Source organism: Arcobacter sp. 15-2 (assembly GCF_047159865.1).
Taxonomy (GTDB): domain Bacteria; phylum Campylobacterota; class Campylobacteria; order Campylobacterales; family Arcobacteraceae; genus JAIOSF01.
The window spans coordinates 2,012,262-2,035,003 of record NZ_AP038804.1; the positions used below are offsets into that span (position 1 = coordinate 2,012,262).

Below are 22,742 nucleotides of genomic sequence, written 5' to 3' on the forward strand. Positions count from 1 at the left end.
AATTATATTTTTTATATAATTGTTTTATAAAAGCATAGGATTCAAATATGAATAAAGTTATAGATTTACAAAAAATTGCCGATGAACTTGAGTTTGATATAGAAGATGTAGAGATGTTGATGGGGGTTTTTGTGGAGAGTGCAAGAGAGTCTTTAGAAACACTTAAAGTTGCAATTGAACATAATGATGAAGAAAAGATATTGAATGCAGCACATGCTATTAAAGGGAGTGCTGCTAATTTAACTTTAGTAGATATAGCTTCGCTTGCAAAAACATTGGAAACAAAAGTAAGAGAAAAAGAAGAGTTAGATTACTTATCTATATATTCTGAATTAAATGAACTTGTTAATAATATTCAATGTATTTAAAAGAGATTCCTAAAGTTCTAATTGTTGATGATCAAAAATCAAATAGGTTATTGATAAAACTAACACTCAAGTCAAATGCAGATTACCAATTTTTTGAAGCTGCAGATGGAGAAGAGGGTGTTCGTTTAGCTATAAAGAAATCGCCACATATTATTTTAATAGATGCTCATGCCTAAAATAGATGGGTTTGAAGCTATTAAGATACTAAGAAATACTCCATCGACTAGAGATATACCTATTTTAATGATAAGTTCATTAGATAATCAAAATCAAAAAGTACAAGCTTTGCAATCTGGAATAAGTGATTTTATTTCAGTGCCATTTGATAAAAGTGCTTTAATTATAAGAGTGAATTCTCTTTTGAACTTATATTTGATGTTTTTGGAAACAAAAAAAGAACTTAAACTGAATAATAATGAATTAGAAGAGAAAGTAAATAAAGCTATTGAAAAAAAACTTGAAGATGTGAAACTAGCTTCTATAGGGAAAATAGCTGCAGGAATAACCCATGAAATAAATAGTCCACTAACTTATATGAAATCAAATCTTGAACTTATGAGTTATGATATAGAAGATATCGAAGGGAATGAGAAGATTAAGTTATCACTTTTGGAAACCCATAAGATAATAGATAGTGGACTTAATCGTATTAGAAATATTATAGATAATACTAGAGAAATAGCAAAAAAAGGGAAAAACTCTTTTCATAATGAAAACTTATATGCTACTATTGTTTTTTCTACAAGAATGATTTATAATAGAGCAAAACACCTTATGCCTATCATAATCAATAATAAAAAATTTGATTTGAATTTAGATGAAAACTTTGAACAATTTTCGCGAAGTATGATTAAAGAAAAACTTGAGCAGGTATGGATTATCATATTAAATAATGCTTGTGATGAATTTGAAACAAGCGATAAAGAATATGATGCACGAAAAATGATTATTGACATTAGTTACGATGAAGAAAAGGTAATCACTAAGTTCAAAGATAATGCTAACAACGGTATACCTAATGATATTATATCAAACATATTTGATCCGTTTATAAGTACTAAAGTTGACAAGGGTATGGGGTTTGGGCTGAATATTGCAAAAGAGATAGTTGAAGAGCATGGTGGAAAAATTTCAGCTTACAATGAAGATAATTATGCTGTATTTGAAATAGTGCTTTAAAACCCTTTTATAAAATATTATATATGCTATAATGACCTATATTAAGTAAATATAACTAAGGATTTTTTAATGTACAGTAAAAAAACGATATTAATTGTTGATGATGATTCTCTTATTATAAGTATTTTAAAAGATAAAATAGAAAGAAAAATTAAAAATATAAATATCTTGACGGCTCTTTCCTACAAAGAAGCAATTAAACATATCCTTGATAAAACGCAAAATATAGATGTTGCTATATTGGATCTAAATTTACCTGAAGTTGAGTCTGGGGCAGTTGTTGACTATGCTATGAAAAAAAATATTCCAACAATAGTTCTTACTGCAACTATAAACGAGAGTCTTAAAAAAATATTGATTAAAAATAATATTATTGATTATATATTAAAAAATGGTAAAAGAGGTATTGATCATGCTGTTGATTGTGCACTTCGAATTTTAAAACATCAAGGAACAAATATTTTATTGGTTGATGATGCTATTGTAGATTTAACACTTATCTCAGATGTTTTAAAAAAAATGAAATTTAATGTAATAACGGCTAAAAATGGACTAGAAGCCTATGGGATTTTACAAAATTCTGATGTGAAGTTCTCTTTGGTTATTACAGACTATAATATGCCAAAAATGGATGGTATGACACTTATCTTAAAAATTAGAGAAGATTTTGACAAAGATGAGTTAGCCATAATTGCGCTGAGTGGATATGAAGATGAAGAGTTGTCTTCTCATCTTATTAGTGTTGGTGCAAATGATTTTTTGACAAAACCTTATAGTGATATTGAGCTTATTACAAGAATAAGTTCAAATTTAGAGTTATTAGACTTGTTCCAAAAAACAAAAGATATGGCAAATAAAGATTTTTTAACGGGGGCTTTTAACAGAAGATATTTTTTCGATCAGGGCGAAATCATATTTAATAAAGCTAAAAAACAGAAAAAAGATCTTGTCGTAGCGATGTTTGATATTGATAAATTTAAAAATATTAACGACACTTATGGGCATGATGTTGGAGATATTGCTATTGTCGAGGTTGCCAATATTTTAAATAAATATTTAGATGAATCTGCACTCATGGCTCGTTTTGGTGGAGAAGAATTTTGTGTATTATTAGACGATATCACTTTGGACGAAGCTAAAATACTTTTTGAAAATATTAGAAAAGCTTTTGAAAAAAATATCATTGATATCAATGATTTGAAAATACAGTTTACGACTTCTATCGGTATTTGTTATGGTGTATTTGATACTTTAGACATTATGATTAAAAAAGCAGATGATGGACTATATACTTGTAAAAATAATGGTAGAAATCAAATAGCTATGTATACAGAATCAAGATAAGCTAATAGATACTATATAATCGTGCAAAATATTATCAATCAAAATTATTACAATGAAGATGAAAAGGAACTTTCAAATAAGTTTTTGTATGATAAAACTGTCAAAAAATATATCTTGGGTATAAATAAACTTACAAAAAGTGTTTTAAAACATGTAGAGATTGATGGTGTTATTGATGATTTTACAAGAGTACAAACATCAAGAAAAAAAGAGATACTTCAAATAGATGATGTTCCTAAAAATTCGATTATTCTTTGGGTCTCAAATGGTAGTCCTTTGGAGGTGAAAAATAAACTAGATGATTTAGGTTATACCCATCTAAGTTATTTGGCTTTTTTTAAATATAGTAAATTAGATTTGGCTGAACCTCCTTTTATAATCGACTTTAAAGAAGATTTTTTACATAATAAAGAAAAATATGAAAATCTGTATACTTTACTTGCTGATGAAAAATCAAAAAAGATATTTGAAAAATTAATCAATTTTAAAATATCTTTTGATTTTGACTTTATGCAAGGTTTTAGTAATAATCATGAAGAACAGTATTTTGATAAAGAGATACTTCCAACTCTAAGAAATATTACTTTTGTTGATGGCGGAGCTTATGTGGGAGATACTGTTCCTTATATTATTCAAAATTTCCCCGATTTTAAAAAAATATATTGTATTGAACCTAATACTCTTCATATAAATATTGCTAAAAGAAATTTTTCTCAATATGAAAATATAGAGTTTATTAATTGCGGACTAGGTATTAATAAACAGTTTTCACATGAAATCCAAACAACACAAAATAATTGTGCACATGATTATCAAGCTAGCAATTTAAACAGTATCGATAATATGATGACTGAAAAAGTAGATTTTATCAAAATGGATATAGAAGGTGCCGAGCAAGATGCAATAGAAGGTGCTAAAAGAACTATATCTGAGTATACCCCTGTTTTGGCAATTTGCATATATCATAAAGCTGAAGATTGGTATAAAGTTCCTCAAAAAGTATTACGAATAAATCCAAATTATAAAATTTATTTGCGTCATTATATGGAAGGTATTTATGAGACAGTAATGTACTTTATACCTGATGCTTACAATAAATAAGAAGTATGTTATACTTTTAAATAAATATAAAAATTATACAGGTAAGCCAATATGAAAAAAGTTATTTACTCTTTAAGTATTATGATTGTGATTTTGTGTGCAGTGATTTTGTATTTGATTTTTGAAAAAAACAAACAAATTGATGTTTTAAAAACTAAATCAAAAGAGCAACATGAAAGCCAAATAAATTCTATTATTAATCAGTATAAAACATCAAATAGTTTTATCTTTAAAAGTATTATTGACAATAAAGATGTTTTGTTATTACAGAAAAAAGCTTTAGATTCAAAAAGTGCAATTGAACAAGATAAATATAGAAAACTGTTGTATAAGAAACTAGAACACTTCTATTCACATTTAAAAGAGTATGGTATCAAACAGTTGCATTTTCACTTACCAGATAATAAAAGTTTTTTGAGATTTCATAAACCAAATAAATATGGAGATGATTTAAGTGATATTCGTAACTCTATTGTTTTTGTAAATAAAAATTTAAAAGCAATAGATGGTTTTGAAGAGGGGAGAATATTTAATGGGTATAGATTTGTATATCCGTTAATTTTAGAGAAAGAACATATCGGTAGTGTTGAAGTAAGTATAGGTTTTAATGCTATTAATAAAATCTCCATGACTAATTATAAAATATTTCAATATATGATTCTAAATAAAGAAGTAGTCGATGGAAAAGTATTTTCAGGTGAACGAAAGAATTATGAACAATCAACTATTAACGAAAATTTCTTTCATGAGGTAAACTCTTTTTTAAATTATAAAAATAACTCAGAGTTTCAAAAAGATATTTTCAGTTTGAGTGTATTTCGTAAAATAAATACTATGTTAAGTGAAAAATTTGACACTGCTTATTTTTTAGAATACAAAAGTAAAATAGAGTTTTTTGAATTCAGTGATTTACATTATTATGTAAGTTTATTACCAATCCAGAATATACAAAATGAAAATATAGGATATATTATCTCCTATACGAAATGTGAGTGTATTCGTGGCATTTATGATGAATTTTATATTAAATTATTATTGGTGGTTTTGCTTTTTTTACTTTTAATATTATATCTGTATAAAAGAGAAATGTCTAAAATTGAACTAGAAAACTTAAATAAAATTGCAAATGAACAAAGAGATAAAGCTATAAAATCAGCAAGTGTAAAAGCAGAATTTTTAGCAAACATGTCTCATGAAATACGAACGCCACTCAATGGAATTTTAGGTTTTGTTGAGCTTTTATCTGAAACAGTTACCGATAAAAAAAGTAAAGAATATTTAAAAATTGTAAACGACTCTAGTCATCATTTAGTCGGTATTATAGATGATATTTTAGATTTTAGTAAAATAGAAAGTGGCAAATTGAACCTTGATAAGCATGATTTTCTCGTAAAAAAAGAGTTTGAAGTTATTACACATCTGTTTGAAGCTAAAGCTTCTCAAAAGAATATTAGTTTACATTTAGATATTTCAAAGAATGTTCCTTTATCGCTTAATAGTGATCCTTTACGGATAAAACAAGTTATATCGAATTTAGTAAGTAATGCTATTAAGTTTACCCATAAAGGAAAAAATATTTATATTACGATTGCATATAGAGATAATTATTTGGATATCTCTGTTAAAGATGAAGGTGTAGGTATAGCAAATGAAAAACTCAAACATATTTTTGAAGCGTTTAATCAAGAAGATAATTCTACTACAAGAGAATATGGAGGGACAGGACTTGGTTTATCAATAAGTAGTGAGTTAGTATCGTTGTTAGGAGGAACACTACAAGTAAGTAGTAAAATTGGAAAAGGAAGTGAGTTTTATTTTACTATTCCTGTTACAATTGGAACTCTAGTTGAAAAAATAGATTCTAAAAGAGAAAAAATAACATTTGAAAATAAAAGAATTTTACTTGTTGAGGATAATAAATCAAATCAAATTCTAATGAGTGTTATTTTAAAACAAATGAATCTTGCTTTTGATATTGCAAACAATGGAGAGGAAGCTGTAGATATATTTAAAATAAATAAATATGATTTAGTTTTAATGGATGAAAATATGCCTAAAATGAATGGATTAGAGGCGAGTAAAATAATTTTGGATTATGAAAAAACGCATACTATAAAACACACACCAATTGTCGCATTAACTGCAAATTCATTAACAGAAGATAAAAAACGATTTTTGGATGCTGGTATGGATGAATACTTATCAAAGCCCATAGATAGATTTGAGTTAAATCGAGTATTGCAAAAGCTACTCTAAAATCATTTTCAGTTACTTTTAGATAAAATATTTAGTAAAAACTAATTACAATAACTAAATTCATTAAGGAATAATCACAAATGATAAAAATATTTTCAAAAATTTTTGGAACAAAAAATGATAAAGAGATAAAAAAATACAAAAAAAGAGCCCTTCTTATTACTGCACTTGAAGAATCATTTAGCAGCTTAACAAATGAAGAATTACAAGAAAATTTCAATAAATTAAAACAAGAAGTTCAAGATAAAACAAAAACCTTAGATGAAGTACTCAATGAAAGTTTTGCTATTACAAGAGAGGCTAGTAAACGAATTTTAGGTATGAGACATTATGATGTTCAACTTATTGGAGGAATGGTTTTACACGAAGGTAGAATTGCTGAAATGAAAACAGGTGAAGGTAAAACACTTGTTGGAAGTTTAGCTGTTGCTCTTAATGCAATGACAGATGAGGGTGTGCATGTTGTAACCGTAAATGACTATTTAGCTAGTAGAGATGCTAAAGAGCTAGAACCACTTTATGAATTTTTAGGATATAGTACAGGTATATTAACAGGTGAAATAAGTGATGAATCATATAGAAAAGAGCAATATAATGCAGATATAACATATGGTACAAACAATGAATTTGGATTTGACTTTTTACGAGATAATATGCACTATTCACTCGACGAAAAAGTACAAAGAAAATACAATTTTGTTATTGTAGATGAAGTTGATTCTATCTTAATTGATGAAGCAAGAACACCACTTATTATTTCTGGTCCTACAAATCACAAAAGTACTGATTATTTAAAAGCAAATGAAGTAGCTTTAGCTCTTACAAAAGGTGAAAAAACTGAAGCTAAAAAAGCAGATGAACCGGAAATAGTTACGGGTGATTATATTGTAGATGAAAAAAATAAAAGTGTTCTTTTAACAGAAGAGGGTATTTTAAATGCACAAAAGCTTTTTGATGTAGATAATATGTATTCATTAGAACATGCATCACTTTCTCATCATTTAGATCAAGCATTAAAATCACATAATATTTTTGAAAAAGATGTTGATTATGTTGTTCAAAATAATGAAATAATTATTGTTGATGAGTTTACAGGACGATTAAGTGAAGGGAGACGATTTTCTGATGGACTTCACCAAGCTTTAGAAGCTAAAGAGGGTGTAGCAATACAAGATGAATCTCAAACATTAGCAGATATTACATTCCAAAATTATTTTAGAATGTATAATAAACTAGCAGGTATGACTGGAACAGCTCAAACAGAAGCTACAGAATTTGCAGAGATTTATAATCTTGATGTTGTTTCTATCCCTACAAATGTACCTATTGCTAGAATTGATAGAAATGACCTTATTTATAAAACAGAAAGAGAAAAGTTCGTAGCTGTTTGTAATAAAATCAAAGAGGTTTCAAAAACAGGTCAACCTATACTTGTAGGAACAGCGTCTATTGAAAAATCTGAACATCTACATGCTCTTTTAAAAGAAGCAAAAGTTCCACATACTGTTTTAAATGCAAAGCAGCATGAAAAAGAGGGTAAAATTGTTGAAGATGCAGGGCAAAAGGGTGCTGTTACTATTGCTACAAATATGGCTGGTCGTGGTGTTGATATTAAGCTACCTGAGGAATGTTTAGAGCTTGGTGGACTGATGATTTTAGGAACAGAAAGACATGAATCAAGAAGAATAGACAATCAGCTTCGTGGTCGAGCTGGTAGACAAGGTGATGTCGGTGAATCGCAATTTTATCTTTCTCTTGAAGATAACCTTTTACGAATTTTTGGGAGCGATAAAATTGCTGGCGTTATGAGTAGATTAGGTCTTGAAGAGGGTGAACATATTGAATCTGGTATGGTAACAAGAGCTGTTGAAAATGCACAGAAAAAAGTTGAAGCTATGCATTTTGAGTCGAGAAAACACCTTTTAGAATATGATGATGTTGCGAATGAACAAAGAAAAGTAATATACACATTTAGAAATGAGTTACTAAATGAAGAATATGCAATAGCTGCAAAAATTGATGAAAATATTAGAGAGTTTGCAGCTGTAATTATAGAAAATGCAAAAGAACTTAGTGAAAGTATTATGGTAGATGATTTCTCTTACGAAAGTTTAATAGTAAAAATAAAAGAAGAATTAAATATTGAGATTTCTCAGGAACAAATAGAAGCGACTGATTTTGAAACAATTGAGATGCAATTAATTTCAGTTTTAAAAGAAAACTATGAAGAAAAAATGTCTATGCCTGCACCAGAACAAAGAAGTGAAATTGAAAGAATTTTATATTTACAGGTTTTAGATAAAGCATATAGAGAACATTTATACTCAATGGATACGCTTAAAACAGGTATTGGTCTTCGTGGTTATAATCAAAAAGATCCTTTAGTTGAGTATAAAAAAGAGAGTTATAATATGTTTATAGAGCTTATCGCTTCTATTAAATATGAGATTATAAGAATTTTATTTTCAGTACAATTAAGAGATGAAGATGAAGCAAAAAGAGAACAAGAAGCTCTTGAAAGACTAAAAAAAGAGATGGAAGCTTCAGTTGAAGATATATCTTTAAATAATGAAATAAAAAAAACAACAGTAGAAAAAAAGATAGCTAGAAATGCTCCTTGCCCTTGTGGAAGCGGTAAAAAATATAAGCAATGTTGTGGTCAAAGTGGACCTAAAAAAGGTGTATTGGCTAGATAGTTTGAATACTAAATTAATAAATTTTATAATACGAAAATATCTTAAATTTGACAAGAAAAATCCTTTTATTTCTATTAGTGCTATCTTAGCATTTTTAGGGGTTGGTATAGGTGTAATGGTTTTGATCGTTGCTATGGCTATTATGAATGGTACTGCAAAAGAGTTTGAAAAAAAACTTTTTACTATGAATTATCCTTTAAGTATTTATCCAAAAGTTGATGGGATGATTGATGAAAATCTTTTAAAAGATTTAGAATCAAAGTTTCCTGATTTGTTATTTTCTCCTTATCTAAGCTCTCAAGTGATGATTCAAAGTGATGAATCGATGAGTGGTGGAGTTGTATTTGGTGTAAATAAAGAAAAAGAAGCTGCTATTAATAGCATATATAAAGAAGCTGTTAAAGATATTGATACTTTTAATAAATACGATATTATTGTTGGACAAGGTATAAAGGATGAGTTGTTTTTATATTCAAATCAAAAAGTAACTTTGTACTTTACTACAGTAAATCCAAGTGGTTTCTCTTTGATGCCAAAGATGAAAAGGTTTGTTTATAGTGGTGATTTTAAATCAGGTTTAACAGCCTATGATAAAGCATATATGTACACTTCAATTGATTCGTTAAGAACAATTTTAAAAAAACATAAAAAGTATTATGATGGAATACATATTTATAGTGACAATCCGTTTAAAGATAAAGAGCGTATAGAAAAAGAGCTTCCTTCTTTTGGAGTTGGAATAGTTGGCTGGTGGCAACAAAATGGAAACTTTTTTGCTGCAATGGAGATGGAAAAACAAGCATTATTTGTAGTTCTTATGCTTATTATTTTAATTGCATCATTAAATATCATTAGTTCATTACTTATGACTGTAATGAGCAGAAGAAAAGAGATTGCTCTTTTATTATCATTAGGGGCAAGTCAAAAAGAGGTAAAACATATATTTTTGCGTTTAGGGATTATTATAGGATATTCTGGTATTATCCTTGGTATTCTTTTGGGATTTTTTGGTATATATCTGCTAGAAAACTTTGATATTGTCTCCCTTCCTGCAGATGTTTACGGTAGCACCAAACTACCTCTTGTTTTAGATAATATCGATTTTGTATCAATAATTGCGGGTTCGATGGTTATTGTATTTTTATCTGCTTATTATCCTGCAAAAAAAGCAACACAAATCGATGTATTAGATGTATTAAGAAACGAATAGTATCGTTTCTTAATTGTATATTATTTAAACAGAGCACTTCCTACTCTTACCATACTTGCTCCATGTAAAATTGCAGTTTCAAAGTCATTACTCATACCCATAGAGCAAATAGTAGATCCTTTACATTTATCAAATATTTTTTTAGTTACTTGAAAACTTTCAATAACCTTTTCATTGTTATCAGTATGAGCACCTATACTCATTACCCCTTTTAAATTTATATTTGTATATTTTTCCTGAATCTCTTCATATAGATTAACTGCATTTTCAGGATTGACTCCAGATTTTGTATCTTCGTATGCACTATTAATTTGGAGTAAACAATTCATTTTTTTATTTTTTATCTTTAGCTTTTTATCTAACTCTTCTGCAAGTTCTAAACTATCTAGTGAGTGCATTAAAATTGGATTGAGATCTATAAGATTATTTATTTTATTTTTTTGTAAAGTTCCTACAAAATGCCAAGCAATTGGTAAATCTTCTAATTGTTCTTGTTTTGTTTTTAAGTCTTGCACTTTGTTTTCACCAAATGCTCTTTGACCTGATTCATAAAGTTTTTTAATATCTTCTGCTGTTGAGTATTTACTAATTGCTACTAATTGCACTATTTTTTGATTATTTACCTGTAGTCTTGAGAATTCAATTTTAGTAATAATTTTGTCTAAGTTTTCTATTGCATTTTCATTTGTCATTCTATTTCCCTAAATTTTTTTATATTATACAAAATTTGTTGTAAAAAGGAACAATTTTCTTTATTGTATAAAAAGTATACAATTATTTACTTGACATTAATATTGAATTAGTTACAATATAAATAATAAAAAAAAAGGATTTAATAAATGGGAAAATTCGTAAATAATACAGAAGAGTTTTTTGCTTACTGTAAAGAAAATGAAGTTGAATTTGTAGATTTTAGATTTACAGATATTAAAGGTGCTTGGCATCATATTAGTTATAGATACAGTGCTGTATCTGAAACACTACTTGAGAATGGTATGCCATTTGATGGTTCAAGTATTGATGCTTGGCAACCAATAAACAAGTCAGATATGATATTAAAACCATCTGTTGAAACTGCATTTTTAGATCCATTTACAGCTGATACAACTATTATTGTAATTTGTAGTGTATATGATATATATAAAAATGAGATGTATGCTAAATGTCCAAGAAGTATTGCTGCTAAATCTTTAGAATACCTTGAGTCTGCAAACATTGGTGATGTTGCATATTTCGGGCCTGAAAATGAATATTTTATATTTGAAGATGTAAAAGTTAAAGATGCACCACATGAATCACACTATAAAGTTGATACAGAAGATGGTGGTTGGAATAGAAACACAGAATATGAGGGTGGAAATATGGGACATATTTCTGGACAAAAAGGTGGATATTTCCCTGTTGCACCTGTAGATAAAGGTGTTGATTTAAGAGCTGAAACTATGCTGGTTTTAGAGCAAATTGGTCTAGAAGTTGTTTTAGGACATCATGAAGTTGCACAAGGACAACACGAGATTGGTATTGTTTACAATACATTAGTTGAAGCAGCTGATAATGTGCAAAAACTTAAATATGTTGTTAAAATGGTTGCTCATTTAAATGGTAAAACGGCAACATTTATGCCAAAACCAATTCATGGTGATAATGGTAATGGAATGCATGTACACCAATCAATTTGGAAAGATGGAGTAAATACTTTTTATAAAGAAGGTAACTATGGAAACCTTTCTGATGAAGCTAGATGGTATGCTGGTGGTGTTTTTGAACATGCTTTTGCAGTTGCTGCATTTACTAATGCTTCAACAAATTCATATAAAAGACTTGTACCTGGTTTTGAAGCACCAAGTATTTTAACTTTTTCAGCTCAAAATAGATCAGCAGCTTGTAGAGTTCCTTGGGGAGCTGGAGCACCTGCTACTAGACTTGAAATGAGATTCCCAGATTCAACAGCAAATCCATATTTAGCATTTGCAGCAATGATGATGGCAGGAATTGATGGGATTAAAAATAAAACTGAACCTGTTGGACCAATGGATGAGGATTTATTCGAATTATCTCTTGATGAGATTAGAGAAAAAAATATTCCACAAATGCCAAATACTTTAAGAATGGCTATTGAGGGATTAATTAAAGATAATGATTTCTTACAACCAGTATTTACAAAAGAGTTTATTGATACATACCAACATTATCAATATGATAGACAAATTTGGCCTTATGAATCGAGACCAACTGCATTTGAAGTGATGACAACATATTCTTGTTAGTTACTGTAATATATCTAAAAAAGATAGAGCATTTGCTCTATCTTTTTTTTTGCCTAATTATAAGAGAAAAGCCCTTTAACAAGATTTTAAACTTTATTTAGCTATTATATATGTACTTATGCTACTTATGATTAATGATGTAGTACAGATTAATAAAAAGGGATATAATGGGTTGTAACTTAGATAAATTAACTTCTTTTAAAGACAACTGTGGGTTTGGGTTAATTGCTCACTTGAAAAATAAACAAACACATAAAAATTTAGAAGATGCTATAACATCGTTAGAAAGAATGATGCACAGAGGTGCAGTAGCAGCTGATGGAAAAAGTGGTGATGGTAGTGGACTATTACTCTCAATACCAGATCAATTTATGAGAAAAATTGCTTCTGAATCAAATATTGATTTACCTCAGTTATACGCGGTAGCAATGATTTTTTCAAAAAATGAAGAACAGCTAGATATTTTTAGATCATATTGTGAGAAAAATGATTTAAAAGTTATCTTAAATAGAAAAGTGCCTGTTGATACAGATGCTTTAGGTGAATTTGCTTTAAATATTTTACCAGAAATTACTCAAATATTTGTAGTACCAAATACTCTTGTTTCTTCAAAAAGATTCGAAGCAATGTTGTATTTAGCAAGAAAAGAAGCAGAACATGCACTAAAAGATGAAGAGGACTTCTATATTCCAACATTCTCTTCGAAAGTGATTGCTTATAAAGGGCTTGTTATGCCTACTACAATTAAACAATTTTATAAAGATTTACAAGATAAAGATTTTAAAATATCTTTTGCTTTATTTCATCAAAGATTCTCAACAAATACTTTACCAAAATGGAGACTTGCTCAACCTTTTAGAGGTGTTGCGCATAATGGTGAAATTAATTCTATTGAAGCAAATAGATTTAATATTGAGATTAAAACTGAAACAATTAAATCTGAAGTATTTACAGATGAAGAACTTCAAAGAATTTTCCCATTACTACAAACAGGTGGTAGTGATAGTGCTTCATTAGATAATGTATTTGAATTTTTAATAATTAATGGGTTTGATTTCTTTAAAGCAGCAAGAGCATTAGTTCCTGCACCTTGGCAAAATTCACCACATATGGACAGTGAATTAAGAGCTTTCTATGAATATTTTGCAATTAGATTTGAAGCATGGGATGGACCAGCTGCTGTTAGTTTAACTGATGGTCGACATATTGGTTGTTTAATTGATAGAAATGGATTAAGACCTTCTAAATATATTCAAACAAACGATGATAGATTTTTTATTACGAGTGAGTATGGTACTGTAATTATTCCAGAAGAAGATATCGTTGATAGAGGAAGATTACAAAGTGGTCAAATGATTGGTATTGACACAAAAACAGGAACGGTTTTAAAACATAAAGATATCAATGATTATTTAAAATCATCACAAAATTATGAAAAATGGTTAAGTTCAAATATTAATTATCTTCAAGAGTATATTGAAGATTCATTTTTAGATCTAAGTGATTATATATACAAAGATTTAGAAAAACGACAAAAGTATGCAAATATTACTTATGAAGTTTTAGATCAAATGATTATTCCAATGGCAGAAGAGGGTAAAGAACCAACAGGTTCTATGGGAGATGATACACCGTTAGCCTGTTTCTCTAAAAAGCACAGAAATTTTACAGACTTTTTTAGACAAAAATTTGCTCAAGTTACAAACCCACCTATAGATCCATATCGAGAAAAAGTTGTTATGAGTTTAAATACAGGGATTGGAAAATCATATAATATTTTAGAGGAAAGTGAACATAATTCTAAAAAACTAAAAGCTGCTACACCTATTTTAATGAAAGAAAAATATGATGTTTTAGTGAACTTTGGTAATCCTAAAAGTGACATTTATGATGAAGATTATAAAAGCAAAACATTTAGTACTGCATTCGAAAGTGATTTACAAGCATCATTAAAAGCACTTTATAAAAATATAAAAACTGCAATAGCAGAAGAGAATTTAGCAATTATTATTTTAGATGATAGAGAGGTAAGCGCTTCTCAAAAAATTATACCAATGGCTTTAGCAGTTGGATATATTAATCATCAGTTAGCAAAAGATAAACAAGCAAGTTCTATCTCAATAGCTGTTGTTACAAGCGAAGTATATGACCCACATAGTGCAGCTGTATTATTTGCTTTTGGTGCAACTGTTTTATATCCTTATATGATGTACTCTTCAATTGTAGCATATTATGAAAGAAAAAATCTTTCAACACTTGCACTTCAAAGTAAACTAAAAAATAGTTCTAAAGCTTTAGGTGCAGGACTTTTAAAAATTATGTCAAAAATGGGTATTGCTACTATGTCTTCATATAGAAACTCATCTTTGTTTGATATTATTGGTTTAAGTGATGAAATTTGTAATGAGTGTTTTACCCATGCAAATACTGACCTTTGTGGATTAGGTTATGAAGATATTGAAAAAAGAATAGAAGCTTCACATTTTGATGCTTACTATAATGATAAATCAATGTTTCCACTTGAAATGGGTGGATTCTACAAGTACCTTGATGGTGCTGAATATCATGATTATGGTCCTGCAATTACAAAAGCTATGCACAATAAAAATGCAACTGGCAAAGAAAATATAAGTGATTTTGCTGGACTTAAGAACCTTATTGAAAATAGAGGACAAAAATTTGTAAGAGACTTCTTTGAATTTAATAGTGATCAAAAAGAGATTTCTATTGATTTAGTAGAGCCAAAAGAGGAGATATTTAAAAGATTTGCATCTGCTGCAATGAGTTGTGGTTCTATTTCTGTTGAAGCACATGAAGCAGTAGCTATTGCAATGAATACAATAGGTGCAAAATCAAATTCAGGTGAAGGTGGAGAAGATCCAGCTAGATTTGACACACTGAAAAACTCTAAAATAAAACAAGTTGCATCGGGTAGATTTGGTGTTACTCCAGGATATTTAGTAAATTGTGAAGAGTTACAAATTAAACTAGCACAAGGTGCTAAACCAGGTGAGGGTGGTCAACTACCAGGTGCTAAAGTTACACCAATGATTGCGACTTTAAGACATACTACACCTGGTGTTACTTTAATTTCACCACCTCCTCATCATGATATTTATTCTATTGAGGATTTAGCACAATTAATTTTTGATTTAAAACAAATAAATCCAAAAGCTACAATTGCTGTTAAATTAGTATCATCTATTGGAGTTGGAACTATCGCTTCTGGTGTAGCAAAAGCGTATGCAGATAAAATTATTATCTCTGGTGCTGATGGAGGTACGGGAGCTGCTCCACTTACTTCTATTAAACATACAGGAAATGCATGGGAATTAGGACTTAGTGAAGCTCATAACGCTTTAAAAGCAAATCACTTGCGAGGTATGGTTCACTTACAAACTGATGGTGGTTTAAAAACAGGTATGGATGTTGTTAAAGCTGCAATGCTTGGTGCAGAATCTTATGCGTTTGGAACATCTGTTTTAACACTTCTAGGATGTAAGATTTTAAGAATTTGTCATACAAATAAGTGTTCTGTTGGTGTTGCAACACAAGATGATGAATTAAGAGAAAAATTTACTGGTACAGTTGAAAGACTTATCTCTTATTTTGAATTTTTAGCAGAAGATGTACGAGAGATATTATCTACTTTAGGATACAGAAGTATAGAAGAGATTGTAGGTCGAAGTGATTTACTAAAAGTTTTAGATGATGAATTTGCACAAAAATTTGATTTTCAAAATATTTTAAGAAGAATTGATGGTATTGATACTTGTCAAGTTGCTTCAAATGAACCTTTTGATAAAAACGAAGAATCTCAACTAATTATTAAAAAGATCCTTTCTTCAATTAAAAATCCTAAAAATCCTATATCTATAGATACAACAATCTCTAATTTAAATAGAAGTTTTGGTGCATTAACATCTGGTGAAATTGCAAAAAGATATGGAGATGCAGGTTTACCTGATGGTACTATCACTTATAATCTTAACGGTGTTGCTGGTCAATCATTTGGAGCATTTTTAAGTAAAGGTGTAAATATAAATCTTGATGGTGTAGCAAATGACTATGTTGGTAAAGGTATGAGTGGTGGTAAAATTATTATTAAACCACAGTTACAAGGTCATAATTTTGCTGGTGCTGGTAATACTTGTTTATATGGTGCGACAGGTGGAAAACTATATGTTCGTGCAAATGTAGGTGAACGATTTGCTGTAAGAAACTCAGGAACTATTGCTGTTGTTGAAGGTACAGGAGATTCGCCTTGTGAGTACATGACAGGTGGTATTGTTGTTATTTTAGGACCTACAGGTATTAATTTTGGTGCTGGTATGACAGGTGGATTAGCATTTATTTATGATGATAAAAGAGAATTTATTGATAATATGAACCAAGAGTTAATAGAAGCATTAAGAATAGATACAGATGATACAGAAGCTGAACGATTATATTTGAAAAAATTATTAAAAGATTATGTTGATCATACTCAATCAGATAAAGCACAAGATATATTAGAGAACTTTAGATCAGAAATAAGAAACTTCTGGATGGTAAAACCAAAAGATATGACTGTTTTACCATTAAATCCAGATGATGGAGATTAAAAATTATGTTAAATTTTACAAAAGTAGATAGAGCGAACCCTCTTAAAAGAGGGGTTATGGAAAGAATTAAAGATTTTAGAGAAGTATATACTGTTTTTGATGATAATAAAGCTCAAGAGCAATCAGAACGATGTATCGGGTGTGGTGATCCATATTGTCACAACAAATGTCCTTTACATAATATTATTCCTGCTTGGTTAAAACAAACAGCAAATAATGATTTAGAATTGGCATTTAATATCTCAAATGAAACTTCACCTTTCCCAGAAATATTAGGAAGAATTTGTCCTCAAGATGTTCTTTGTGAAGGTGACTGTACTTTAAATGATACACATGGTGCAATTACAATAGGTTCAATTGAAACTCATATTAGTGAAACAGGTTTTGAGAATGGATTAAAACCAAAATTTGCAAATAAAAAAATTGGAAAAAAAGTTGCTATTGTTGGTAGTGGACCAGCTGGAATTAGTGCTGCTACATTTCTTTTAAGAGAGGGTGTTGATGTTGATATGTTTGAAAGAGCAAATAAGGCTGGTGGACTTTTAACATACGGTATTCCTGGTTTTAAACTTGAAAAAGAGAGAGTTCAAAGAAGAATTGACTGGTTGATTGAAGCAGGTATGAAACTTCATACTAATTGTGAAATTGGTAAAGATAAATCTTTTGCTGAATTAGAAAATGATTATGATTCTGTATTTATTGGTATAGGGGCTACTAAAGGTAGATTTCCTGGTATTGATGGTGAAAAAAATGACAATGTATATTTAGCAATGGAATTTTTGACAAAAGTACAAAAGAGAAATTTTGGTGAAGATGTAGAAAACTTTATTGATGTAACAGATAAGAATGTTTTAGTTGTTGGTGGTGGAGATACTGCTATGGATTGTTTAAGAACTTCAGTAAGAGAAGGGGCTAAATCTGTTAAGTGTCTTTATAGAAGAGATGAAGCAAATATGCCTGGATCTAAAAAAGAAGTTATAAATTCAAAAGAGGAGGGTGTTGAATTTATTTTTAATGTTTCCCCTTCATCTATTGATAATGATGGAATTAATCTTATTAAAACACAAATGACAGAAGCTGATAGTTCTGGAAGACAAAGTGTTAAAACTATACCAGGGAGTGAATATAAAGAGTCTGCTGATATTATTATATTTGCACTTGGATTCGAACAAGAAGTACCAGCATTCTTAAAAGAATCAGGTATTGAATTAGATAAATGGAGTGGTATCGTTACAAACGATAGATTTCAAACTTCAAAAACAAAAGTATATTCAGGTGGAGATAGTGTAAGAGGTGCTAACCTAGCAGTTCGAGCTGCGGCTGATGGGAAAAATGCTGCACAAAAGATTTTTGAAAGTTTTCAATTATAGTCTAAATTATGAGCGCAATTAAATTTCTTTTAGAAAATGGAGCAGATGCTAACACCAAAGATAAAAGAAATTTTACATTATTGATGTATTGCGCTCAATTTGGAGATATGACTTTGATCTCTTTAGTTCTTTCTTATGGTGCTAAAGTAAATGTGAAAGATCTCTCTGGCTTGACAGCTCTTGACTATGCAATACAAAAAAATAATTTAAAAGTAGTGATGCTACTTGTAGAAAATGGTGCAGATATTACAGATGAAAGTTATATGCTAGCTTTAGAAAACAATTATAAACAGATTGTTAAATATTTTGATACCTTCGACCCAAATAAACAAATTTTTCAAAAAGAGAGCATTTATAGATGAATGAAATAGAAGAGTTATTAAAATCTGGTGCAGATGTTAATACAAAAGATAAAAATAATTTTACATTATTGATGAGTTTTGTAGAAAAAGGTGATATAAAAGTTGTGAAAATTCTTTTAGATTATGGTGCAAGGGTAAATGCAAAAGACTTTGCAGATTTTACAGCATTAGATTATGCAATCAAAAATAAACATACAGCTATAGCTAAGCTTTTAGTTGAAGAGGGTGCAAATATTTCAAATGACAATTATATGTTAGCTGTTAAAAGTAACAACAAAGAATTAGTTTCTTTTTTTGACACACTTGATCCTAATAAATATATATTTTTAAAAAATAAAATGAAATAACCATAAATTAAAAGCAACTATTATAATATTAAGTACAATAAATCCTCTTGTATTTAATGTAGAAAATAAACTTAATATTATAAAAGTATAAAACAACCAAGTAGGTGTAAAAACTTCTTGTGTATAGATGTTCAAATCTAATAAATACTGTAGTAAATCATCAAATAAATATCCAATGTTAAAAATATGTAATAAAACACTTAATGGATAAAATATACTAAAAAGTAATGTGAGTAATGGAGAAAAAAGCTGCTCGAAGGATAATACACCAAAAAAATAATGTGTGATTGGATTCATAGCAAAATATATCCAAAAATTAAAAAAAAGTATTTGTAGATATTTGTTCAAATTTTTAAAATAATGTATAAATAAAAATATATAAAAAACTCCAGATATACTAAACCACAGAGATAAAGAGAATAGTAGTTTTGGAAAAAAAGCAACAATAGTTATCGTAATAAGAAAGAGTGTTTCAAATGAAAGAACTTTTATATTATTTCGCAATAAATATAATGCAAACACAAACATAAAAAAAGCTCGAAGCAAAGATGGTGGAGAATCTAAAAATAATAAATAGATGAATAAAATCATAACAATGAAAATCATTGTATCAAATCTCTTGTTTCTATAAGGTATATACTTTTGATGTATTTTATTATAAATTAAATAGATAAAAAAGTATAAAACAAAACTCATAACACCTAAATGAAATCCTGAAATTGAATTTCTTATTAAACCTTTCTTAAACTTCACTACGAATAAACACCTTAATAACTATCTTTTTACGCACTAGTAATTGTACGTCATTTTTATAAAATATTAATAATTATTCAAAGAACATAATACTAATTAAATGGACTAAAATTATCTTATGGACGTATTGTCAGACGAACTGCTAAAATGAGCAGGAAAGTTTTAGATTTGGAAGTCACTTTTGAATTTTAAACCTTAAATAATATAACTAATTTAGATAAACTCCATTTTCATTTTAAATGGAGGAGGATTAGTGTTAAAAAAAGGTGATGTAAAAATGATAAAGAAATTTTTAAAAGAAGGTATGAGCAAAAGTGCAGTTGCAAGGAAGCTCTGTATTAGTAGAAATACTGTTGCCAGATATGCAAAGAAACCTGATGGATATATTCCACTTATTGTAAAAACGCCAGTAGAAACTTCAGTTGATCCATATCTTCCACATATTGCAAAGATGTTACAAACAGCTAAAAAAGAAGGTGTTCATATACCTACAACAGTGATATTTGAAGATATAAAAATACAAGGGTACAGTGGGAGTTTACGATGGCTTCAAACTGTTATGCAAAAACATGAATTAAGAGAACGAGCGAAAGAGGAAGAACTAGTACGATTTGAAACAGAACCTGGAAAACAAATGCAAGTAGATTGGGTAGAGTTTCCAAAAGATAATCTATCTGCATTTGTTGCAACGATGGGATATAGTAGAGCTTCATTTGTACAGTATGTTACTAATGAAAAAATAGATACATTAATACAATGTCATCTTAATGCTTTTAAATACTTTGGTGGCGTTCCTGAGCATGGTCTTTATGACAATAAGAGTGTTAACAAAATATACTAAATGTATATTTTTTATAAATGAATAACAGTGATCATTAAACGGAATCAATATGGGTATGGCAAACATAAACTCAATGCAATGTTTGAAGATTTTGCAAAACATTGTGGATTTAAAATAAAAGTATGTAAGCCATATCGTGCTAAAACAAAAGGGAAAGTAGAAAGATTTAATCACTATTTACGATATAGTTTTCATAATGGACTTAGAGTAAAACTTACAATGAAAAATTATGAGATGAATATTGATAATGTGCTGTGAGTGTAACGAGGAAATGCCCTTGGGGTGCAAATAATGAAGTGTTAAAATGGCTTGATAATCAAGCTAATGTCCGGATTCATAGTACAACATTACAACAACCTATGAAGCTACTTCAGGAAGAACATCCTCATTTGTTAAGCCTACCAAAACCTTACAATGGAATTCACCCTAGAAGTATTAATGATATTGTAGTAAAAGATAACTCAATTATCAATACAAATGTACCTGTTAGTGTTATTACTATACCACATAGAGATCTACAAGGATATGATGATTTGATACTATCAACAGCATTTATAGTGCCACCTTTATTGTATGCAACATCAAATGTATATTTAATGGGAGTATAAATATGAAACTAGATGAAAATATAAAAATATTATGCACTGAATTAAAATTAAGTACAGTACCAGAACAATATCATACGCTTAGTTCAACTGCTTCTAAAGAGGAGTGGACCTATGCACAGTTCTTAAACGAGGTATTACAAATAGAAGTAAATAATCGTTTAGTTAATTCAAAGAAAACATTGACAAAGTTCGCTGGTTTCCCTTCTATTAAAACACTTGATGAGTTTGATTACAACTTCACAGTTGGTGTAAATTCTAAACAAATAAATGAACTTGCATCATTACAATTTATTAAACGAAATGAGAATATTATACTACTTGGTCAATCAGGTGTTGGTAAAACTCATCTAGCTATTGCACTTGCATATAAAGCAGTACAAAATAGATACAAAGTAAAGTTTACAACAACTCAAGAGTTATTGGCAAATGCAGTTGCTGCAAAAAGGGATAAAAAGTATGACAACTTTCTAAAGTCAGTGCTGAATCCATCAGTTCTGATAATAGATGAGATAGGCTACTTTAATATGTCAAAAGAGGAATCCAATCACTTCTTCCAAATCATCTCTAAACGCTATGAGAAGGGTTCTACTATACTAATATCTAATCTTGTATTTAGTAAATGGAAACAAGTATTTGGTGGAGATAAAATTGTAACTACAGCTATTCTTGATAGAGTATTACATCATTCTCATATTATAAATATACAAGGAGATAGCTATAGACTAAAAGAAAAAAAAGAGATGGGACAGTTAGGTTTAGATTTATTTAAGAATAATGATAATTCAACAGAAAATATTGAAAAAAACTAAGTAAATTTAACAGTTGGTTTAAGTTTCAAAGTGTAACATTTTTCAACTTTTACCTGCTCAGTTTTAGACTTCGCTTGACATCTCCAAATTGAATATATTGAAATGTTTTATAATTCAAAGAGAAAATATAGTTATTTGGGATATATAAGTCCAAATGAATTTGAAAAAAAATACAATAATTCTGTTAAATCAGTTTAGGTATTAACTGAATTATTTAATGTCTACAATATTGGGGTCATTCCAATTTTAGCTCAGAATTTCTTTAAATTCTAAGTATGAATTAGTGTAGCCGGATCAGGTAGTAAGCCAAATAATAGTAAGACATTATACAGTTTATAATCTATCTGTCCTAATGCATGTATTACTTTTTTGTACATTTTGATAACCCTTAAGTAGCAAATAAGAGGAATAATCCTTAATATTTAGCTTATTATAGCATATGAAATATTTTCTTCTTTTCATCTTGATTAATATAAAAATTGTTTTAGCAATAATTGTCTTTTAATGATAAAACAAGTGATATATCATAACTCCTCTAAACTAGACAATTACTAATCAACAACCTCTTACTTTGGGAACATTCGCCAAAAAGTACAGGATGTTGAACTTGTTTTTATAGTTTATCTT

20 protein-coding genes are annotated in these 22,742 nt (G+C 28.9%); 18 read left to right on the forward strand and 2 right to left on the reverse strand.

Going from position 1 to position 22,742, the window contains the following annotated elements; translation table 11 throughout:
* Nucleotides 1–47 precede the first annotated feature (47 nt).
* The 8 genes from ACMCMH_RS10185 to ACMCMH_RS10220 all read left to right on the forward strand — a co-directional run bounded on the left by ACMCMH_RS10185 (nucleotide 48) and on the right by ACMCMH_RS10220 (nucleotide 10,154).
* Nucleotides 48–368: an Hpt domain-containing protein gene (locus tag ACMCMH_RS10185; RefSeq protein ID WP_412725213.1), complete on the forward strand. Its 321-nt coding sequence runs from the start codon at nucleotides 48–50 to the stop codon at nucleotides 366–368.
* On the forward strand, nucleotides 359–544 hold the full coding sequence (locus ACMCMH_RS10190) for a hypothetical protein (RefSeq protein ID WP_412725215.1): 186 nt from the start codon (nucleotides 359–361) through the stop codon (nucleotides 542–544). The genes ACMCMH_RS10185 and ACMCMH_RS10190 overlap by 10 nt, the downstream gene beginning before the upstream one ends.
* Entirely contained in the window at nucleotides 537–1,547 is a 1,011-nt protein-coding gene (locus tag ACMCMH_RS10195; RefSeq protein WP_412725217.1) for an ATP-binding protein, read from the forward strand. Before ACMCMH_RS10190 ends, ACMCMH_RS10195 begins: the two co-directional genes overlap by 8 nt.
* 69 nt (nucleotides 1,548–1,616) lie before the next feature.
* Complete coding sequence (locus ACMCMH_RS10200) at nucleotides 1,617–2,891, forward strand: diguanylate cyclase domain-containing protein (RefSeq protein ID WP_412725219.1); 1,275 nt, start codon at nucleotides 1,617–1,619, stop codon at nucleotides 2,889–2,891.
* Between the two features lie 21 nt (nucleotides 2,892–2,912).
* Nucleotides 2,913–3,992: an FkbM family methyltransferase gene (locus tag ACMCMH_RS10205; RefSeq protein WP_412725221.1), complete on the forward strand. Its 1,080-nt coding sequence runs from the start codon at nucleotides 2,913–2,915 to the stop codon at nucleotides 3,990–3,992.
* Between the two features lie 51 nt (nucleotides 3,993–4,043).
* The gene (locus ACMCMH_RS10210) at nucleotides 4,044–6,248 is read left to right on the forward strand and encodes an ATP-binding protein (protein ID WP_412725223.1); all 2,205 of its coding nucleotides are present in this window, start codon (nucleotides 4,044–4,046) and stop codon (nucleotides 6,246–6,248) included.
* Nucleotides 6,249–6,328: 80 nt separating this feature from the next.
* Nucleotides 6,329–8,944 (forward strand): preprotein translocase subunit SecA, encoded by a 2,616-nt coding sequence (gene secA, locus ACMCMH_RS10215; RefSeq protein WP_412725225.1) that lies wholly within the window; start codon nucleotides 6,329–6,331, stop codon nucleotides 8,942–8,944.
* Between the two features lies 1 nt (nucleotide 8,945).
* Nucleotides 8,946–10,154, forward strand: a complete 1,209-nt coding sequence (locus ACMCMH_RS10220; RefSeq protein ID WP_412725227.1) for an ABC transporter permease — start codon at nucleotides 8,946–8,948, stop codon at nucleotides 10,152–10,154.
* 20 nt (nucleotides 10,155–10,174) lie between these two features.
* Here ACMCMH_RS10220 and ACMCMH_RS10225 read toward each other — a convergent pair whose 3' ends face one another.
* Entirely contained in the window at nucleotides 10,175–10,846 is a 672-nt protein-coding gene (locus ACMCMH_RS10225) for a YggS family pyridoxal phosphate-dependent enzyme (protein ID WP_412725229.1), read from the reverse strand.
* Nucleotides 10,847–10,993: 147 nt separating this feature from the next.
* Here ACMCMH_RS10225 and glnA point away from each other — a divergent pair, with 147 nt between their 5' ends.
* From glnA to ACMCMH_RS10250, 5 genes are all read left to right on the forward strand, one after another.
* The gene (gene glnA, locus ACMCMH_RS10230; RefSeq protein WP_412725231.1) at nucleotides 10,994–12,421 is read left to right on the forward strand and encodes a type I glutamate--ammonia ligase; all 1,428 of its coding nucleotides are present in this window, start codon (nucleotides 10,994–10,996) and stop codon (nucleotides 12,419–12,421) included.
* 167 nt (nucleotides 12,422–12,588) lie between these two features.
* Complete coding sequence (gene gltB, locus ACMCMH_RS10235; RefSeq protein WP_412725233.1) at nucleotides 12,589–17,025, forward strand: glutamate synthase large subunit; 4,437 nt, start codon at nucleotides 12,589–12,591, stop codon at nucleotides 17,023–17,025.
* A gap of 5 nt (nucleotides 17,026–17,030) precedes the next feature.
* Entirely contained in the window at nucleotides 17,031–18,395 is a 1,365-nt protein-coding gene (locus tag ACMCMH_RS10240; protein ID WP_412725235.1) for a glutamate synthase subunit beta, read from the forward strand.
* Between the two features lie 8 nt (nucleotides 18,396–18,403).
* Nucleotides 18,404–18,757 carry an ankyrin repeat domain-containing protein gene (locus ACMCMH_RS10245; protein ID WP_412725237.1) on the forward strand — a complete coding sequence of 118 codons (354 nt, stop codon included), beginning with the start codon at nucleotides 18,404–18,406 and terminating at the stop codon, nucleotides 18,755–18,757.
* Nucleotides 18,754–19,104, forward strand: coding sequence for an ankyrin repeat domain-containing protein (locus ACMCMH_RS10250; RefSeq protein ID WP_412725239.1), 351 nt, complete (start codon nucleotides 18,754–18,756; stop codon nucleotides 19,102–19,104). The genes ACMCMH_RS10245 and ACMCMH_RS10250 overlap by 4 nt, the downstream gene beginning before the upstream one ends.
* Here the strand turns inward: ACMCMH_RS10250 and ACMCMH_RS10255 are convergent.
* A complete protein-coding gene (locus ACMCMH_RS10255; RefSeq protein WP_412728020.1) occupies nucleotides 19,084–19,800 on the reverse strand; it encodes a ComEC/Rec2 family competence protein in 717 nt (238 codons plus the stop codon). The two genes, ACMCMH_RS10250 and ACMCMH_RS10255, sit on opposite strands and share 21 nt — an antisense overlap.
* Before the next feature lie 310 nt (nucleotides 19,801–20,110).
* On the opposite strand from ACMCMH_RS10255, the gene ACMCMH_RS10260 reads away from it, so the two are divergent.
* The 5 genes from ACMCMH_RS10260 to ACMCMH_RS10280 all read left to right on the forward strand — a co-directional run bounded on the left by ACMCMH_RS10260 (nucleotide 20,111) and on the right by ACMCMH_RS10280 (nucleotide 22,313).
* Complete coding sequence (locus ACMCMH_RS10260) at nucleotides 20,111–20,698, forward strand: DDE-type integrase/transposase/recombinase (RefSeq protein WP_412725241.1); 588 nt, start codon at nucleotides 20,111–20,113, stop codon at nucleotides 20,696–20,698.
* A gap of 27 nt (nucleotides 20,699–20,725) precedes the next feature.
* On the forward strand, nucleotides 20,726–20,956 hold the full coding sequence (locus ACMCMH_RS10265; RefSeq protein ID WP_412725243.1) for a hypothetical protein: 231 nt from the start codon (nucleotides 20,726–20,728) through the stop codon (nucleotides 20,954–20,956).
* Nucleotides 20,953–21,306 carry a hypothetical protein gene (locus ACMCMH_RS10270; RefSeq protein WP_412725245.1) on the forward strand — a complete coding sequence of 118 codons (354 nt, stop codon included), beginning with the start codon at nucleotides 20,953–20,955 and terminating at the stop codon, nucleotides 21,304–21,306. The genes ACMCMH_RS10265 and ACMCMH_RS10270 overlap by 4 nt, the downstream gene beginning before the upstream one ends.
* A gap of 2 nt (nucleotides 21,307–21,308) precedes the next feature.
* A complete protein-coding gene (istB, locus tag ACMCMH_RS10275; RefSeq protein ID WP_412725247.1) occupies nucleotides 21,309–22,115 on the forward strand; it encodes an IS21-like element helper ATPase IstB in 807 nt (268 codons plus the stop codon).
* A gap of 102 nt (nucleotides 22,116–22,217) precedes the next feature.
* Entirely contained in the window at nucleotides 22,218–22,313 is a 96-nt protein-coding gene (locus ACMCMH_RS10280) for a hypothetical protein (RefSeq protein ID WP_412725249.1), read from the forward strand.
* Nucleotides 22,314–22,742 lie beyond the last annotated feature (429 nt).

What these genes read in the sequence shown, in the direction of transcription:
- secA (WP_412725225.1), top strand. Translation starts at nt 6,329, where the DNA reads ATGATAAAAATATTTTCAAAAATTTTTGGAACAAAAAATGATAAAGAG.
- ACMCMH_RS10225 (WP_412725229.1), bottom strand. Translation starts at nt 10,846, where the DNA reads ATGACAAATGAAAATGCAATAGAAAACTTAGACAAAATTATTACTAAA.
- ACMCMH_RS10185 (WP_412725213.1), top strand. Translation starts at nt 48, where the DNA reads ATGAATAAAGTTATAGATTTACAAAAAATTGCCGATGAACTTGAGTTT.
- glnA (WP_412725231.1), top strand. Translation starts at nt 10,994, where the DNA reads ATGGGAAAATTCGTAAATAATACAGAAGAGTTTTTTGCTTACTGTAAA.
- ACMCMH_RS10240 (WP_412725235.1), top strand. Translation starts at nt 17,031, where the DNA reads ATGTTAAATTTTACAAAAGTAGATAGAGCGAACCCTCTTAAAAGAGGG.
- ACMCMH_RS10255 (WP_412728020.1), bottom strand. Translation starts at nt 19,800, where the DNA reads ATGAGTTTTGTTTTATACTTTTTTATCTATTTAATTTATAATAAAATA.
- gltB (WP_412725233.1), top strand. Translation starts at nt 12,589, where the DNA reads ATGGGTTGTAACTTAGATAAATTAACTTCTTTTAAAGACAACTGTGGG.
- ACMCMH_RS10190 (WP_412725215.1), top strand. Translation starts at nt 359, where the DNA reads ATGTATTTAAAAGAGATTCCTAAAGTTCTAATTGTTGATGATCAAAAA.
- ACMCMH_RS10245 (WP_412725237.1), top strand. Translation starts at nt 18,404, where the DNA reads ATGAGCGCAATTAAATTTCTTTTAGAAAATGGAGCAGATGCTAACACC.
- ACMCMH_RS10195 (WP_412725217.1), top strand. Translation starts at nt 537, where the DNA reads ATGCCTAAAATAGATGGGTTTGAAGCTATTAAGATACTAAGAAATACT.
- ACMCMH_RS10200 (WP_412725219.1), top strand. Translation starts at nt 1,617, where the DNA reads ATGTACAGTAAAAAAACGATATTAATTGTTGATGATGATTCTCTTATT.
- istB (WP_412725247.1), top strand. Translation starts at nt 21,309, where the DNA reads ATGAAACTAGATGAAAATATAAAAATATTATGCACTGAATTAAAATTA.
- ACMCMH_RS10210 (WP_412725223.1), top strand. Translation starts at nt 4,044, where the DNA reads ATGAAAAAAGTTATTTACTCTTTAAGTATTATGATTGTGATTTTGTGT.
- ACMCMH_RS10280 (WP_412725249.1), top strand. Translation starts at nt 22,218, where the DNA reads ATGTTTTATAATTCAAAGAGAAAATATAGTTATTTGGGATATATAAGT.
- ACMCMH_RS10250 (WP_412725239.1), top strand. Translation starts at nt 18,754, where the DNA reads ATGAATGAAATAGAAGAGTTATTAAAATCTGGTGCAGATGTTAATACA.